Source organism: Erysipelotrichaceae bacterium 66202529 (assembly GCA_017161075.1).
Lineage (GTDB): Bacteria > Bacillota_I > Bacilli_A > Erysipelotrichales > Erysipelotrichaceae > Clostridium_AQ.
On sequence record CP046174.1, the window covers coordinates 1,377,290 to 1,393,713 of the forward strand.

Below are 16,424 nucleotides of genomic sequence, written 5' to 3' on the forward strand. Positions count from 1 at the left end.
AGCCTCCTTGAAAAGAATGGGAAACAGGAAAGGAAGCTGTAGGTATACGAATGGATAGGCTTTATGATATTACCTCATACAAAGGGAGCCGTATGGTAAAACAGGTGCCGCTATCCTTATCGGATGCTGCCTGTATACTGCCCTGATGAAGAATTACAATGGTATGGACAATGAACAGTCCAAGACCTGTGCCACCTTCCTTTTTTCGTGAAGAATACCCCCGCTCAAAGATATGCTGCAGCTCCTCCTGTGGAATGACTTCTCCCTGATTTTTAAATTGAAGGATGGCCTCTGCATCCTTTTTTTCAAGAGTCATGGAAATACAGGTTTGTGCAGGCGCATAGGACAGAGCATTGAAAAATAGATTTTGTATCATACGTTTTAACTGCTTACTGTCACCAAATATTTCACACCTGTCACATGTGCAGGAAAATTGAAAATCAATATCATAGGCCTCTGCATCCGGCGCAAACAGAGCCTCCATCTGCTGTAAAAAGGAACAAAGCTCCAGCGGCTTTTTCAGAATCGGAATGTGATCCTGCTCATTGAAGGACTGAAGTAATTGCAGCTGCTCCATCATGAGCCGGTTGTTTTCCCTTAGCTGAGAAAGATCTTTTTTCATTTGTATGTCCGTCTTCTCTTTATCCATCATTTCCAGATAGGTCATTGCGGAGGCAGCCGGCTTTTTCACATCATGCAGCAGCTCAGCAAGCAGAGAACGTCGCTCATCCAGCAGCTTACTGATTTGCCGGGTCTGGCGGTCAACCTCCTCCTGTAGATGGATACTGAGCAGATGATCATGCTTCCACAATGCTGCGGTCTGTGTTACCATCAGCCAGGCAAAGAAAATGATCAGGATAAATACGCCGTATTCCTCAAACCACGCACCATCCGCAGGCTCGAAGCGGTTCATCGTCAGCACATGTACGATGAGCAGTCCTGCGTAAGACAACAGAGCGAAAAGCACAATACTTCCTTCCCTTTGCGCCTGCTTTATTATACGTATGCATACAAAAAGCATATAGCCTGCGATACCAAGCTTACAGATAGATAGCATCCAGCCATAGGGCTGAACAAAGGCAGGCAGATAGGGGAGGATGAAGGGCATGCAGAAGCTGATTACTACTATGGAGAAAGGAAGCAAACGTTTCCTTATGGAAATAACCGGATCCTTCAGATAAAGAATGCTCAGATAAGCAAAATATAATGCTGCGCATATGCAGGCATCCTGTATGCTATATAACAGCCTTGTGACGGGAAGATGAAAAAAGGAGAAGAAGGGATAGCAGCTGTAAACACCGAAGCAAAGAGCCATCATACCAAAATAAAACGGCAGCCGTCCTCTTTCCTTTTCACGCTCCTTTATCCATAATACGATGGTAAAGCCTGCAAGGGTCAGTGAGCTGCAGGCAAACAAAGCATAGGTCAGCAGTCGTTTCCCAAGCATAGCCGTCACAGTATCCGCATCGCCCAGAATGGGAGGATACTGCACACCGGTATAGTAATGGGAACGGTTTTCACTTTGAATAAGAATGGTGTTTTCCCGCTCCTCCTGAAAGGTGATGAGAATATCCTGTATCTGTTCCTGATACGGCTCAAAGCTGCCACTTTGCGCAACCGGTTTTCCATTGATATACAGCTTTGCTGCACTGAACAGCTCCTGTAAATATAATTGCTTGATCCCTGGCTTGTCGGTCGTATAGGTAAATACCATCGTTGCTTTTCCAAAGCCGCTTTCATCTTCATGAAATACGGAAAGATTCTGATAAGAGCCTGTAAGGACAGGAATACCTGTATGCTGCTTTACCTCCTTTGGGGATAAAAGTACGTCCGGGTAGAGCATCCCTTTTAAAAGGAAGGCTGTATTTTGCTGCGAAGCGATGGTATACTTATTATGAAAACGGTATTCATGCTGTACCAAAAAAATAACAAATAGAAAAAGTATCGCAGACAGAGCTGTATAGCGACGCATGAAATCACCTCATTTCTGAAAGGAGCCGTTATGAAACGTTTATGCATTTTATTTCTTGTCACATGGGGCTTTCTCTTCTGTTTCCCCAATACGCTGTATGCACGACAGACTGCTGCCGTAGTGAACGGCAACGATACCGCCGCAACAGCAGAGGAATTTGAAGCGTGGCTGCATGCGCACAAAACAACAGGCGGCACACTTACACTGACACAGGATATTTATATTGAACATGATTTTGATTATTTATCAGGAACAATGATCAGATATCTGCAGCCGGTTACCATTGACACTGGTGCACATACCATTTATGTGAAAGGCTTTTTGTTAATGGAGGCTTTAAATTACAAGCTGACCATACGCGGGGAGGGGAATGAACAGGGGCTGATTCATGTTTTGCCCGGTGGGAATGCGGATATCGGTATGGTAAATATAGAAGCTGCTTGCGGCTTTGCTCTTATACAGGAGGAAGGCAGTGTGCTGGGATGTATTTCAAAAGAATTAAACCCGGTATATGGCAATAGGATCCAGGGAGAGGTGCGGTTTGCACAAAAGCCGGTTATTGATGCATCGAATATAACATTGCCGGATGTCGTTTTATCTGAGCAGCAGACACTGCATGAGGATATGCTGCAATCCTATGTCAATAGTCTGAGCCTCTATTATCAGGGAAAATCCTATAATGTAAAGTATGCGGATATCGTCTGGGATGTGGATGAATATCCGCATCCAAAGCCATATACATTTTACACCTATCATGGCAGGTATGCCGGAAAGCTGGATATTAAGGGTGTTCCTGCCTCTGATTTTCATGATGTTTATGTTCTGACACCTCCCAGTGTGCGGGTAATCACCACCGATGGCGGTGTGGCGCTGTTGGGAATGCGCAAATCCTACAGCTATAATTATGAAGCAGAGATGGCTGAATTTTCAGTATATAGCGCACAGCGTCCCAAATCTGTTGCTATCGGTTGGAGAACAGCACCAACGGATTCCTGGCAGATAACACCTGTTCTGCAGGATGAAAGTTGGTTGGATGAAGGCAAATTCCTTGTCTACCTGCTGGATAAGAAAGAATATGTTGAATTTTATGCAGAGGTTGTACTGGATCAGGGTGTTTATGCGACCAACGTGATATCATGGGAAAAAAACAAACTGGTTTTTCAAGACATCGAAGGCGGCAGGGGTGGCGGTGTTGAGCTGCTGCCACAAAAGCCTCCACAGCCTGAACCAGATCAGAATGATTCCGTTTCCAATACAGTACCTGAACAGGAGCCCTCCTCTGGTTCTAATTATGAACAACAGCCATCTAAAGAGCAGCTCCCTGCCGGACAGGAGAACACAGATCAGATTGAGCTGCCATTACAGCTGCCTGAACAAAATGAAGCGGGAATGGGGTCATTAGCAGGAATGCACACTGACCATGTTGAAAAATCCGATTTTAATTCTGTTTCTTTCATAAAGCCTCATTTCATTATAAATCAGGATTTACGTTCTGCCAATATACAACATCCCCCTATGCTTTCTAAACATACAGAAAATACATATCTGTCATCTCAAGCAGGACAGGTTCAGCGGGTATATCCTGAAAAAAGCGAACCAAACATACAAAAGGCTTCACGGCAGAAGGAACAGAAGCTGCCTGTACAGGAACAGCATGCATTTGTAAAAGAGAAAAGCAGAAGTGCTTCTGTTCAGATTCTGCTTGGTGCAGGAGCTGTTTCAATGCTGGTGCTGCTCTCTTATGCAGTATTGCGGCATTTCTGTGGCTCAGCGGTGAATAAATAGCCCTTTCCACGAACAGTAATAATATATTGCAGTCCGGTTAAAGTAAGCAGCTTGATACGAACCTCTGCCACGCGGGCCTGCAGCGTATGTCTGCTTTCATTTAATGGTTCTTTCCATACAGCGTCGTAAATCTGTTCATAGGTATAGATTCTGCCAGGCTGGCTTGCAAGCAGGGAAAGTATTTCAAATTCTGTGCGATTGAAAAATATGGTATTTCCCTGATACGTGACCTTCTGTGTACCGGTATCAATGATGAGCTCACCATAATTCAAAACAACAGCTGTCCGTTTCCGGCTGTCCTGTATACGAAGCTGTATGCGAAGCAGGAGCTCATCAAAGGAGAACGGTTTGCATACATAATCGTCTGCTCCCATCCGCAGTCCCTGAATACGGCGGTCTACCTCTGTATAATTTGAGAGAATAATAATCGGTGTTGAGGTATGCAGACGCATCTGTCGAAGAACCTCATAACCATCCAGATCCGGGAGCTTTAAATCCAGAATGATGCAGTCATAGCTACGTGACTGCATTCTTTTTAAACCCTCTTTTGCATTCGCTGCTTTATCCATTTGATAATTTATACCTTTAAAGAATCGCCATGCACTTTCCAGCAGCATGTCGTCATCGTCTATGAATAATATATGATACATATGTCCACTCCTTTACTACCATAATATTATATCATGTATTCCTTTGCATACCGTCTGCGATTATCCGCTGAGTGTCCGTTTTTTATAGCTGGTTATGGTAATGGCAGTGAATGAAGCGTGTGCCTTTTAACGGGAAAGTCTCATTAGCTTTCCTGGATTTGCATCTTATTCTAATAAGGCTTCATTACGCGGTCAAAAAAAGCAGCTGTGGCTAATGATTGGTCTGCAGGATTGTAGTCCTGTTACCCGTAAATTCTGTCGAATACGGTTCATCCTGCGCAGGAATAAATGGACAAAGCATTGCGGTATCTGTCGCCTTAGATTTACGTAAGCCGGTAATAGGATATGATACAGATGTGATGATATGAGCTCACTTTCTGCATATGAAAAAATACGAAAGCAAAGAATATAGACGATGTAAAAAAAAATCTGCCAATATCCGCTGGCGTTACATTTTACTATAGGTATATGGAAGACAGGGGATGTGTCTGTTATAATTTGAATGTTGAAAATCCTATAAAAGTGGTGTTAAAAAGAATCTTTTTTCTCTTATGGATACGGCTCCTGTGGAAGCCGGTATTCGTTGGAGACAATTTTATAGGGAATTGTTGAAGCTTTTAGAGAAAGGACTATGAAATATGAAATGGTATGAGAAACAGAAGAAGCTGTATGATCAGAATCAAAAGGAAATTGTCGGCAGTGAAGGAAAAACGCTAACATCACAGGAAAAGGAAGCCGCGGTAGAACAGACGGTAAAAAAGGAGCAGTTAATGAAAAAAGAAATACAGGTGAAGGCTGCACAGCCCCAAACAGCATCCGCAGCTCCTCTGGCAGATAGCAGACCTGTCAGTAAGGAAACAACCGTTATACAACACAACACAACCATACAGGGAGATATGAACAGCGATGATAATATCACGATTCATGGTACATTGATCGGTAATATTCATTGTGGTGGTAATCTGATTGTCAGCGGCAGTGTCAAGGGGAATGTGACATGTCAGAATGTTGTATTGCAGCGGGCTGAGATCGAAGGGGATATTCAATGTGAGCAGCATATGGAAATCAGTGAGGAAACTACGGTAAAGGGGAATATCCGTGTGTGTGATATTATCTGTTCGGGACAGGTCAAGGGAGATACACTGGTATCTGAAAATGCAAAATTTATGTCAACCTCCTGTGTGATCGGAGATGTACAGACGCAGGTTCTTGAAATCGAATCAGGTGCTGTTTTACAGGGAAATCTGCTTGTTGAGCCTGTGAAACGCAAGGAAATAAATTCATAAGCGGATGCATTGATTAGCATCTGATCACAATCAATTGTCCAATCTATAAAAAAAGACGAATTCAGCATGCGGTCGTTAAAAGTGTTCTTACCTGTAAATATCCGGGAAACCGGATGCTTGCGGGAAAGAAGCTTAACTGCAAGAAATTCGTCTTTTTGGTTGTGGTATATCCAGCGCACAGCCTTTATAAGTAAGGGCTCATGCTTTTACTTATAAAGGCTCATGCTGTGTGTAGGATGAAGGCGGTTCTTATCGTTCTGCTTCCTGAGCATCATAGTTCCGTGCATTCATTCAGAATTTCCTCCTGTATGCATTGCTTTCTGCGTCAGTAAGCTGATTTGTTCACAGACCCTTTACCTAATATGGGGTCTTGTTTTTGTACAACTGTTATGTGCGTATAGCTGTTACATATTCCTGATATTTCTGATACAAATGATCTGATATCACAACTTCCAGATGGATGCCATCCTCCTCATCCGTTCGTGTGATGACCCGGGCATGCTTCATTAAGAGGGAATAGATTCCTGTCTGCTGGTAGGGGATATGCATGATTACATGCTTTTCATCCGGATACAGATGCCGGTGGATCAGCTCCAGCAATTCATGTAAGCCCGCTTTTTCCTTTGCGCTCATATACAGGTCGTGTGCGTGCTCTCTGGGATAGGGATATTGACTTTGATCACACTTATTATATACGGTGATCATGGGAATATCAGCAGCGTTGATCTGCTGCAGGGTGTCCTGCGTGATTTCCATTTGTCTTGCGCAGGCTTCACTTGATACATCCACGACCTGTACAAGCAATGAGGCGTAGCGAACCTCCTCTAATGTGGAATGAAAGGCATCCACAAGGTCATGCGGCAGGTCAGATATAAAACCAACCGTATCAGATAATAGAAAGGATTTTCCATCAGGAAGATCGATATGCCGGATGCTGGTATCCAGAGTTGCGAACAGCATATCCTTTTCCAGTACCCTTTTATCATACTCATACGGGCTGCTGTATTCCAACAGCATATTCATAATCGTACTTTTCCCGGCATTCGTATAGCCGACCAGTGATACCAGTGGCAGCATGGATTTCTGGCGGGAACGGCGTTGTGTGAGGCGTTGGGCTTCCACCTTTTTCAGCTCTCTTTGCAGCTCCTGGATCCGGGCATTGATTCTTCTTCGATCAAGCTCTAACTGCTTTTCACCGGCACCTCTGTTTTTTCCGCTGCCGCTTTGTCTTCCAAGCTGTGTGTTGGCACCAACCAGACGAGGAAGCAGCTTCTTAAGCTGCGCACACTCGATTTGAAGACGCGCGATTCTTGTTACGGCTCTGCTTTCAAAAATAGCAAGAATCAGTTCCGTACGATCCATAACCGGCGTTTGCAAGATAACCTCCAGATTACGAATCTGTAAAGGACTCAGATCATGATTAAATACTATGCGCTCAGGCTTCTGTTCCTGTACATATTTCCGTATTTCCTCACATTTTCCTATTCCGATATATGTTTTTAACGTAATGCTTTTTAAATTCTGTATAAAGGTTTTCCTGATTTCCATATCGGCTGCCTGTATCAGCTCGATGAATTCCTCATTTTTTTCCGTTTGCTCTGTGGTATCTGCCAGAACGATTACAACCTGCTGCATGACATCACTCCTCTAGTATCTTATTGTAGCATGGTTTCCCTTTATTTATGAAAAAAGATTTGGATTCCTGCAATATACAACGGTATAAAGGTCATGGATTATCGAAAGCATATGGCATATGCAGGGGACATTTGCTATAAATATAAATTTCCGATTCCAAAGCAGGATATATCTTAGACAGAATCCAAATACCAAAATCATCAGAGCTTCTATAATTGGCTTTCTATATAGCGATATCATTCCATGCTATTCAAAAGCAGGATAGCGCCATATGCAGGATGCAATAAGCTGCTATGTATTGCTTTCTATATATTGATAGGATTGCATAATGATAGGACTACAAACTATCCCTGTGATTTTAACAAACAATATGATTTCTTACAAATACGATTTCACATAACAATATAAGTTCAAGATAACAGGTGTGAAAGAAAATCCAGATTGTAATTCAATAAGTAATTTGAAATACCTTTCATGCAAGCCTTGTTTCTGTACGAGATGTCGTGGAAAATGGAGTCAAACACGATTTCAGCATCGCACATAAATTTCAAAATAACAAGTATGATTTCAACACAATATTATAATTTCAGGATAACAATACGATTCCAGCATAAAAAGCCAGACCCGTTTTTGTGTCTGACTTTTTATGCTGTTTTATTTAAACCTTTACTGAACAGGCTTTACATGGATTCTTCCACGGTACTCGGTTTCGGCAAAATAGAGATTCTCAGCAATTCTAGCTTCCGGATTCAGCTTAACATCCTTCAGCATCAGTTCCTTGAATTTTTCATAGCCTGCCATATCAATGAGGTGGCCGCCATGCAGATAGCGTGGCTGTCCCTTTAAAACCTCGGCAGAGAACGCCTGCCAGTTGCGCATGATTGCCAGAACAGCATCCTCACTTAAAAAATCCGCAAAGGTTTTTCCCATACGCGGGTATTGCTTTCCAGTCCGTCCGCCAATCAGTATCCGGTAGAACGGCTTCGGGCTTCTTTGCATGGCATTGGTTGGACAAACAAGGGTACACTCTCCGCAGCCGACACAGCAGCACGTATCCTTTTCAATTTTACCGTTTTTCAGACTCAGCACTCTTGTCGCGTGGGATTCACAGGCTTTTACACAGGAGCCGCAGCCGATGCACAGATCACTGTGATAGGTAGGCTTAGTGAGGCCGATGATACCAAAATCGTTGAAGTGACCCTTGGCACAGTCATTGGGACAGCCTGCGACAGAAGCCTTGATATGGTAATGACTTGGAAATACTTCCTTTTCAATCTTTCGAGCCATATCCTGCGTATTGATATTCGCCTTGATACAATGAATTCCACCGATACAGGCCATGACATTTCTGGCGCCTATGGTAGGAAAGCCGGCATCGGTATTCATTTCCACTCCGCACTGGGCAACCTCGACATCCTCCAGATATTCCTTTAATTCTGCATTTACTGCATCTATATTTTCATATTTAATACCGGGGATGGCAAAGCACTGGCGGGAGCCAAAATGAAAGGTTCCATCTCCGTATTTCTCTGCAAGGTACTGTACAAAGCTCAGGTATTTCGCCTGAATAAGCCCTGCCGGTACACGCATTTGCAGCATATATTCGCCCTTGACCTTGGACTGGCGAAAACAGTTTGTACGAAGGGCATTGATATTCATATCTTGTGACATAGCTTTTACCTCCTAATCCACAAGCCCTTGGGCTTTGGTATATGGAAACACAGGGCCTTCCAGACACACATAGGTTTCATTGATTTTACAGTGGCCGCATTTACCAAGGGCACAGGACATTTTCCGTTCAAAGGATACATAAATATGATCCTCTGTCACACCGTATTTCATGCATTCCTGGGCTGTGAATTTCATCATCACAGGAGGCCCTACGATAATAACGGCATAATCATCCTGAAAATCCTGAAATGGGATATCCTTGACATATTTCATTGCAAAGCCCTCCAGAAAGCCAACACGTTCTCCCTGATCCAGTGTCAGTGTGGTATGAAAGTGAGGAGCATTGCGCCATTTTGTAAGATCGTTTTCAAACAGGACATGCTGTGCATCTCGGAAGCCGGCAATCGCATATACATCCTTGCAGTCCTGCGGATTGTTCAGATAGTGATTCAACGTACTGCGTACCGGTGAAACACCGGTACCTCCGGCTATGACAACGATGTGTTTTCCCTTGAAATCCTCCAGTGGGAAACCGTTTCCATATGGTCCGCGGATATACAGATCATCCCCTGCGTGAAGATTAAAGAGAACATTGGTCAGCGTTCCTACTTTTCGTATGGTGAATTCTATCGTACTGTCAGTGAAATTGGATACAGATATCGGAGCTTCTCCAATCTTTGGCAGGGAAATCTGGAAGAATTGTCCATGCCGTATGGATGGCTCGTTAAACTCTACGACAAAGGTGGATTCCATATCTGTTTCCTCAATGATTTCTAAAATGCGATGCCGTTCAGGCAGCCATGGATTGATCATATCAGTTTTCCTCCTTCATGTTTTCTACCTCATCATGTAGACGGTTGATGATATGGGAAAAGGATATATAGGATGGACAGATATCATCACAGCGGCCGCATCCCACGCACATCTGATAGTCTGTCGCAAAGCGCTTTTTAAAATCATAGACCTTATGCATCGTCTTAAAGCGCATGCGGTCTTTATATTCATCACGGAAGGCGTGTCCTCCGTTCACCGTCGTGAAATCATCATTCATACAGCCTGTCCACGTTCTGCGGCGTTCACCGCTTTTTCCGTTTTCTGTGTACGGTGTATCGACAGTGTTAAAGCAGGAGCAGGTGATGCATACCGAATTACAGGCCCCGCAGCCAATGCAGCGGCTCTGATAATCCTTCCACATATCCAGCTCACGGATGGAATCGACCATATCCTCACGAATTTCCGGTACGCGTATAACCGTTTTATTTTCCTTTACGAATTCCGGTGTATATTGTGTTGGCGCAAAGCTGTCAAAGAAAGAGGTAAACAGCTCACTCTTGCAGAACACCTGTACCCGTCCTTCCTCATGTAAGGGGCGCACTGCCAGATCGTAATCCTCTGTTTCATTGGTACCCAGGGAGCAGCAGGCACAGGATTCCCAGCCGTTATCAGGACATTCCATTAAAATGAAATGCACCTTTTCCCGCATTCTCTTATAATAGGGATCCTCATGCGGTCCGTTTTCCAGAAATACCTTATCCAGGCGCTTAATTCCGTTGATATCGCAGCTTCGTGCAAAAATCAGCAAATCCTTTTCAAATACCTGGCTTTCCAGAAAATAATGCTCGGTGAAGTGAAACAGCGTCTGATTGATTGGATAGAATACCTCCTTCGGTGAATAATCACTGCGATCCTTCCATTCGATTTCCTCCATGCTGCGGATTTCCTGATAGCGGATGAGATCGGTATTGCAGTAGCGTCCTGCATTCTTCAGCCGTTTCGGAGCATAGATGCGATACCTTTGCCGAAGTGTGTCAAAGACCTGATTCATTTCTTCGAGCGTTAATTCAAATGACATATGTCGTCCTCCTCACGTAATTCCTCTATGTTTTACAACCTACCATATGCATGAGCAAGCGTACTCATGCATGCTGGCACTAAGGATATTGTAATCCCTTTCGACTGCAAAGTGAATACGTTCACAAATGTATAAGCAATCATAATACGCCTATAAATCCAGGTAATGTATGATCTTCCTGAATTATTCGATAGTGCGATCAAAAGGAAGCAGCATTGAACGCTTTCGAGATCAAAACAGCGCTGTCTCTTATATGGTTGAGGGATACAGGTACAGGGGGAGGGAAGGTATGCATGAGCCTTTGAAAGAAGTCGGCGTATGGTAAAGGCAGGAGCTTTTTCATGAAGTATGTTAGGGCGGATACCTGCGCGGACAGGGAGCGCAGGCTCTTATGCGATGGATCGGATTTTGGAAAGAACCAGTCCAAAGCGTGATACCGTTTTCGTCAATTATGTGAAACTGTGTGAAAATTCATATTTGAACATCAAACTATTTACATTTGACTATCAAAGGATTATAATTCCTTTTGAATTTCAAAGCATTTAAAAAAATGAGATTCATATCGTCAAAAATATCGTAGTATATCGTCCTAGTAATCAATACTAGGGTTATTATTTACTTTTAAATCTAGTATTTAAAACTAAAATAGTTGACATTATTTACCAGTAGTGTTATTCTGGTAGCAGTCAAATGAATTTGAACAGGAGGAACAAACATGTTTGAAAAAGTAAAAGAAGTGCTGATGGAGGCCATCAACGTCGACGAGGATATGATCAAAATGGAAGCGAATTTAAAGGATGATCTGGGAATTGATTCCCTGGCAGCCGTTGAGCTTTCTCTGGAGCTGGAAACAGAATTTGATGTACGCATTGAAGATGAGGAATTAGCAAAACTGGTTACCGTGGCAGATATCGTAAACCTGCTCGAAAGCAAAGCGTAAACAAGAGAAAAGCCAAGAATACTTGGCTTTTTTAAAATCCGTGGGAGGTAAATACATGAATACAGATAAGATCCAAGACATCATCCGCATTTTTGAGGAAAGCGGACTTCATAAGATGGAGCTGGAAGTGGATGACATGAAGCTGAAAATGGAAAAGCAGGCTTCCGGTACAAACCGTGTGCAGTTCACTGAGCCGCTCAGGACAGAGAACAAAGCGGAGGCAGAAGCATTCATGCAAGCAGCGCAGCCGGCAGCAGAGGTGAAAAAAGCAGGGGGTACCTGGGTGAAGGCGCCGATTGTCGGTACGTATTACAATGCCCGCTCTCAGGGGGGAACACCGTTTGTGGAAATCGGCCAGCATGTGAAAAAGGGCGATGTCCTGTGTATCATTGAAGCTATGAAGGTCATGAATGAGATTCCTTCACCGGTGGATGGTATTGTACAGGAGATTCTCATTACCAATGAAGCGATGGTGGAATTCGATCAGGAGCTGATCCGCATCGGTGAGGCCGCATGATTCGCCGTCTCCTCATTGCGAACCGCGGAGAAATCGCGGTTAGAATTATCCGTACCTGCAAGGAAATGAACATCGAAACGGTGGCGGTATACTCCACTGTGGATAAGGATGCCCTGCATGTTCAGCTTGCGGATTATGCGGTATGCATTGGCGGTCCCCGTGCGAATGACAGCTACCTGAATATGAAAAACATATTAAGTGCAGCCTGTATGACGGCCTGTGATGCCATTCATCCCGGCTTCGGTTTTCTGAGTGAAAATGCGAAATTTGCCCGTCTGGTCATGCAGTGCGGTCTGATTTTTGTCGGCCCCAATCCCGATGTCATCGAACAGATGGGGGATAAAAACAATGCCCGTCAATGTATGATGGAGGCTGGGGTACCGGTTATTCCCGGCAGTAAGGATCTATTAGAAACTGCACAGGATGCATTGGCTATGGCGGAAACCATCGGCTATCCGGTACTGATTAAGGCCAGCAACGGCGGCGGCGGTCGCGGTATGCGGCGTGCGGATTGTGCCGAGGAGCTGGAAAATGCATTTGATACAGCCAAAGCGGAGGCCCGTGCAAACTTCGGGGATGATGCGGTGTATATGGAAAAATTCATCGTGGAGCCAAAGCATGTCGAGGTACAGCTTATGGCAGATAAGCATGGAAATGTCGTACATCTGTTTGAACGGGACTGCTCCTGTCAGCGCCGCAATCAAAAGCTGCTGGAGGAAGCACCCTGTCATATCCTGAAGGAGGATATCCGAAAGAATCTGCTTGCGGATGCGGTACGCGCTGCACAAAGTGTCGGCTATGACAGCGTGGGAACCATTGAGTTTTTACTGGATGCCCGCGGGGATTACTATTTCATGGAAATGAATACGCGAATCCAGGTCGAGCATACCATATCCGAAGAAATCACCGGTATTGACCTCATCAAGCAGCAGATTCGTATCGCAGACGGTCACAAGCTGGCCTATGCGCAAGAGGATATTGTCTGTAAAGGCCATGCCATCGAATGCCGTATCAACGCGGAAAATATCAAATATAATTTTGCGCCGAGTCCGGGTGAGGTGACGTTTATCAACTTCCCGCAGGGACGCCGTGTGCGTATTGAAAGTGCGGTATACAACGATTATAAAATACCGCCATATTATGATTCTATGATTGCCAAGATCATCACCTATGCGGATACCCGTCTGGAATGCATTAAGCGAATGCGTTCCGCTCTGGAGGAGCTGTTGATCGAGGGTGTGGAAACAAACATTGAATTCCAGTATCTGCTGCTGCATCATCCGACATTTGTCGGCGGGCGCTATGATACCGGATTCATGGATTCATTTATAAAGGAGCTGAAAGAGGATGGAACAATTATTTAAGGTGCGTAAGAACCGGCTGAATCTGTTCAAGCAGCGCCGTTCTCTGCCGCAAAGAGAGCCGCTGGAAGCTCCGGACAATCTGTTTCAAAGCTGTCCTGCTTGCAAACAGAGTATTTTATTTGAAGATCTGATGCATAACCGCTATGTATGTCCGCATTGTGGTCATCACCTGAAGCTGACAGCACATGAGCGTTTACGTCAGATTGTGGATGAAAACAGCTTTCAGGAGCTGGATCGCCGTCTGGTTCTGAAAAAGGATCAGCTTGGCTTTCCCGGCTATGAGGAAAAGCTGTCCCGGCTGCAGAAGAAAACCGGACTGTATGAAGCGGTGGTATGCGGAACCGGCAGTATCGGCGGCTATAAATGTGCCATAGCCGTTATGGACAGCAATTTCTTTATGGGAAGCATGGGGCAGATCGTCGGGGAAAAGATTACTCGCTGCATTGAATATGCGACAAAGAAAAAGCTGCCGCTGTTGATTTTTACGACAAGCGGCGGTGCCAGAATGCAGGAGGGAATCCTCTCTCTTGTACAGATGGCAAAAACAAGTGCAGCACTGGAAAAGCATAAGGAAGCAGGACTTTTGTATATTTCGTATTTGACACATCCGACAACCGGTGGTGTGAGTGCCAGCTTTGCCATGCTGGGAGATATCATCCTGAGTGAGCCGGACTGTCTGATCGGCTTTGCCGGAAAGCGTGTTATCGCCTCTACGGTGAAGGAGGAGCTGCCATCCAATTTCCAGAAGGCGGAGTTTCTGCTGGAAAAGGGCTTTGTGGATGCCATCGTTGAACGAAAGGACAGCCGGGATACGTTAACGCATATCCTGCGTCTGCATGAAAGGAGAGCATCATGAGCATAAAGGAAGCAGAAGGTAAGATTGCGGCTCTGGAAGCCGAGCTGCATACACTTGCGCCCATGGATCCGCATGCAGAGGAGCTGCGAACTACGATTGCTACCCTGCGCGAGGAAGCGATGCGCAATATGGATGCATGGGATACGGTTTATCTGGCAAGACATCCCAAGCGTCCCAAGGCAATGGACTACATTCATGCACTGTTTCCGGATTTTCTGGAGCTGCATGGTGATCGTGCCTATGGGGATGATGCAGCCTGCCGCGGCGGTATTGCGAGCTTTCAAGGCAGAAGCGTGACGGTTCTTGCGCAAAGCAAGGGAAAGACGCTGGAAGAAAATATGAGCTGCAACTTTGGTATGCTGCATCCGGAGGGCTATCGTAAAGCAATCCGTCTGGCAAAGCAGGCCGAACGGTTTCACCGTCCGATCATCACGCTGGTAGATACAGCCGGTGCATATCCGGGAAGGGGAGCCGAGGAGCGCGGACAGGCGGAAGCCATCGCGCAGTGTCTTGCGGTATTTTCCGATATCCGCACCCCGGTACTGGCTATTGTCCTGAGTGAAGGAGGAAGCGGGGGAGCGCTGGCATTCAGTGTGGCTGATCACATCATGATGCTGGAGCATGCCATTTATTCCATTCTTTCTCCGGAGGGCTTTGCAAGTATCTTATGGAAGGATGAATCCAGAGCTGCAGAGGCCGCCGGTGTCATGGAGCTTACGGCCGCAGATTTAAAGCGCAAGGGCATCATTGATACCATCATTTCAGAGCCGCAGGGCGGTGCGCATATATGCTTTGAATATGTGATTGAGGAGCTGCGTGACAATATGGAACAGGTTCTTGATGAATTGTGTAAAAAGAAAGAGAAAACGCTGTTAGCACAGCGGTATGAAAAATATAGAGCAATGGGGGCGAATTATGAAGAGCTGTAGCATTAAGGGCTTTGGGTATGCGAAGGCAAAGCGCCGTGTTACCAATGAGGAGCTGAGTACCTTTGTCGATACCAGTGATGAATGGATATCCACAAGAACAGGAATCCGCGCACGGTATATATCGGAAGAGGAAAATACGAGTGATCTGGGTGCACGGGCTGCCCGCATGGCAATCAAGGAATCGGGCATTGATCCAAAGGAAATCGACCTGCTCATAACGGCGACGTTTACGCCCGATCAGACAACCCCTGCAACGGCCTGTCTGATTCAGGAAAAGCTGGGTCTGAATGAACAGCATATGATGGCGTTTGATCTCAATGCAGCCTGCAGCGGCTTTCTCTATGCGCTGCAGAGTGCGCATGCGATGCTTGCGGCGGGACAGGTGAAATGCGCGCTTGTCATTGGTGCAGAGGTCATATCCAAACAGCTGGACTGGGAGGATCGCTCCACCTGTATCATTTTTGCGGACGGAGCCGGAGCTGCCATTGTCAGACAGGAGGACACGCAAAAGCGGATGCTGCATTTTGCTGGGAGTATGGGAGATGCTGCGGGTGTGATCCACAGTGATGCACCTAAGCCGAGAGCACTGTTTTCCAAGCAGACCTATCAGCCCTCTGTGGTATGCATGGAAGGAAGTGCAACCTTTCGCTTTGCGGTGAAAGCGATGCAGGAGGCGATTGAGGATGTGCTGAAGCAGGCAGATGTCACCATCGAGGAGGTTGACTGGATCGTACCGCATCAGGCAAATCTAAGAATAATTAACAACGTATGCAAACGCATGCACATAGACAAAGCGCATGTGTATATCAATATCGATGAATATGGAAATACATCGGCTGCCAGTATCCCGCTTGCACTTGGTGAAATGAGTGAAAAGGGACTGTTGAAGCCAGGAATGAAAATCGTTCTGAGCGGCTTTGGTGCCGGGTTTACCTGGGCCGGCTGCTATCTGGAACTGTAAGGAGAG

14 protein-coding genes are annotated in these 16,424 nt (G+C 45.4%); 8 read left to right on the top strand and 6 right to left on the bottom strand.

Translation table 11 applies throughout. The features are described from left to right. Positions 1 to 61: 61 nt before the first annotated feature. A complete protein-coding gene (locus GKZ87_06450) occupies positions 62 to 1,972 on the bottom strand; it encodes a GHKL domain-containing protein (protein QSI25147.1) in 1,911 nt (636 codons plus the stop codon). Between the two features lie 30 nt (positions 1,973 to 2,002). Between GKZ87_06450 and GKZ87_06455 the strand changes: the two genes are divergently transcribed. After that, positions 2,003 to 3,757 (top strand): hypothetical protein, encoded by a 1,755-nt coding sequence (locus GKZ87_06455; GenBank protein QSI25148.1) that lies wholly within the window; start codon positions 2,003 to 2,005, stop codon positions 3,755 to 3,757. On the opposite strand, the gene GKZ87_06460 is transcribed toward GKZ87_06455, so the two are convergent. Then, positions 3,712 to 4,407: a response regulator gene (locus tag GKZ87_06460; GenBank protein QSI25149.1), complete on the bottom strand. Its 696-nt coding sequence runs from the start codon at positions 4,405 to 4,407 to the stop codon at positions 3,712 to 3,714. The genes GKZ87_06455 and GKZ87_06460 overlap by 46 nt on opposite strands. Positions 4,408 to 5,045: 638 nt before the next feature. Between GKZ87_06460 and GKZ87_06465 the strand changes: the two genes are divergently transcribed. Further along, positions 5,046 to 5,693, top strand: a complete 648-nt coding sequence (locus GKZ87_06465) for a polymer-forming cytoskeletal protein (GenBank protein QSI25150.1) — start codon at positions 5,046 to 5,048, stop codon at positions 5,691 to 5,693. Positions 5,694 to 6,080: 387 nt separating this feature from the next. On the opposite strand, the gene hflX is transcribed toward GKZ87_06465, so the two are convergent. From hflX to asrA, 4 genes are all read right to left on the bottom strand, one after another. Continuing rightward, positions 6,081 to 7,328, bottom strand: a complete 1,248-nt coding sequence (hflX, locus tag GKZ87_06470; GenBank protein QSI25151.1) for a GTPase HflX — start codon at positions 7,326 to 7,328, stop codon at positions 6,081 to 6,083. A gap of 666 nt (positions 7,329 to 7,994) precedes the next feature. Next, positions 7,995 to 8,999, bottom strand: coding sequence for a sulfite reductase subunit C (gene asrC / locus GKZ87_06475; protein QSI25152.1), 1,005 nt, complete (start codon positions 8,997 to 8,999; stop codon positions 7,995 to 7,997). Between the two features lie 12 nt (positions 9,000 to 9,011). Continuing rightward, entirely contained in the window at positions 9,012 to 9,812 is an 801-nt protein-coding gene (asrB, locus tag GKZ87_06480) for an anaerobic sulfite reductase subunit AsrB (GenBank protein ID QSI25153.1), read from the bottom strand. Between the two features lies 1 nt (position 9,813). After that, positions 9,814 to 10,851, bottom strand: coding sequence for an anaerobic sulfite reductase subunit AsrA (gene asrA / locus GKZ87_06485; protein ID QSI25154.1), 1,038 nt, complete (start codon positions 10,849 to 10,851; stop codon positions 9,814 to 9,816). A gap of 715 nt (positions 10,852 to 11,566) precedes the next feature. Between asrA and GKZ87_06490 the strand changes: the two genes are divergently transcribed. From GKZ87_06490 to fabH, 6 genes are read left to right on the top strand one after another with little or no spacing between them, the layout of a single operon-like run. Continuing rightward, entirely contained in the window at positions 11,567 to 11,791 is a 225-nt protein-coding gene (locus GKZ87_06490) for an acyl carrier protein (GenBank protein QSI25155.1), read from the top strand. A gap of 55 nt (positions 11,792 to 11,846) precedes the next feature. Beyond that, positions 11,847 to 12,308 carry an acetyl-CoA carboxylase biotin carboxyl carrier protein gene (accB, locus tag GKZ87_06495; protein QSI25156.1) on the top strand — a complete coding sequence of 154 codons (462 nt, stop codon included), beginning with the start codon at positions 11,847 to 11,849 and terminating at the stop codon, positions 12,306 to 12,308. Continuing rightward, positions 12,305 to 13,672, top strand: coding sequence for an acetyl-CoA carboxylase biotin carboxylase subunit (gene accC / locus GKZ87_06500; protein QSI25157.1), 1,368 nt, complete (start codon positions 12,305 to 12,307; stop codon positions 13,670 to 13,672). Before accB ends, accC begins: the two co-directional genes overlap by 4 nt. After that, positions 13,656 to 14,528 (top strand): acetyl-CoA carboxylase carboxyltransferase subunit beta, encoded by an 873-nt coding sequence (locus GKZ87_06505; protein QSI25158.1) that lies wholly within the window; start codon positions 13,656 to 13,658, stop codon positions 14,526 to 14,528. The genes accC and GKZ87_06505 overlap by 17 nt, the downstream gene beginning before the upstream one ends. Then, complete coding sequence (locus GKZ87_06510) at positions 14,525 to 15,457, top strand: acetyl-CoA carboxylase carboxyltransferase subunit alpha (GenBank protein QSI25159.1); 933 nt, start codon at positions 14,525 to 14,527, stop codon at positions 15,455 to 15,457. The genes GKZ87_06505 and GKZ87_06510 overlap by 4 nt, the downstream gene beginning before the upstream one ends. Then, positions 15,444 to 16,418: a beta-ketoacyl-ACP synthase III gene (gene fabH / locus GKZ87_06515; GenBank protein ID QSI25160.1), complete on the top strand. Its 975-nt coding sequence runs from the start codon at positions 15,444 to 15,446 to the stop codon at positions 16,416 to 16,418. Before GKZ87_06510 ends, fabH begins: the two co-directional genes overlap by 14 nt. Positions 16,419 to 16,424: the final 6 nt, after the last annotated feature.

Coding starts and splice junctions, on each gene's coding strand:
- GKZ87_06450 (QSI25147.1), bottom strand. CDS start 1,972: ATGCGTCGCTATACAGCTCTGTCTGCGATACTTTTTCTATTTGTTATT.
- GKZ87_06455 (QSI25148.1), top strand. CDS start 2,003: ATGAAACGTTTATGCATTTTATTTCTTGTCACATGGGGCTTTCTCTTC.
- GKZ87_06460 (QSI25149.1), bottom strand. CDS start 4,407: ATGTATCATATATTATTCATAGACGATGACGACATGCTGCTGGAAAGT.
- GKZ87_06465 (QSI25150.1), top strand. CDS start 5,046: ATGAAATGGTATGAGAAACAGAAGAAGCTGTATGATCAGAATCAAAAG.
- hflX (QSI25151.1), bottom strand. CDS start 7,328: ATGCAGCAGGTTGTAATCGTTCTGGCAGATACCACAGAGCAAACGGAA.
- asrC (QSI25152.1), bottom strand. CDS start 8,999: ATGTCACAAGATATGAATATCAATGCCCTTCGTACAAACTGTTTTCGC.
- asrB (QSI25153.1), bottom strand. CDS start 9,812: ATGATCAATCCATGGCTGCCTGAACGGCATCGCATTTTAGAAATCATT.
- asrA (QSI25154.1), bottom strand. CDS start 10,851: ATGTCATTTGAATTAACGCTCGAAGAAATGAATCAGGTCTTTGACACA.
- GKZ87_06490 (QSI25155.1), top strand. CDS start 11,567: ATGTTTGAAAAAGTAAAAGAAGTGCTGATGGAGGCCATCAACGTCGAC.
- accB (QSI25156.1), top strand. CDS start 11,847: ATGAATACAGATAAGATCCAAGACATCATCCGCATTTTTGAGGAAAGC.
- accC (QSI25157.1), top strand. CDS start 12,305: ATGATTCGCCGTCTCCTCATTGCGAACCGCGGAGAAATCGCGGTTAGA.
- GKZ87_06505 (QSI25158.1), top strand. CDS start 13,656: ATGGAACAATTATTTAAGGTGCGTAAGAACCGGCTGAATCTGTTCAAG.
- GKZ87_06510 (QSI25159.1), top strand. CDS start 14,525: ATGAGCATAAAGGAAGCAGAAGGTAAGATTGCGGCTCTGGAAGCCGAG.
- fabH (QSI25160.1), top strand. CDS start 15,444: ATGAAGAGCTGTAGCATTAAGGGCTTTGGGTATGCGAAGGCAAAGCGC.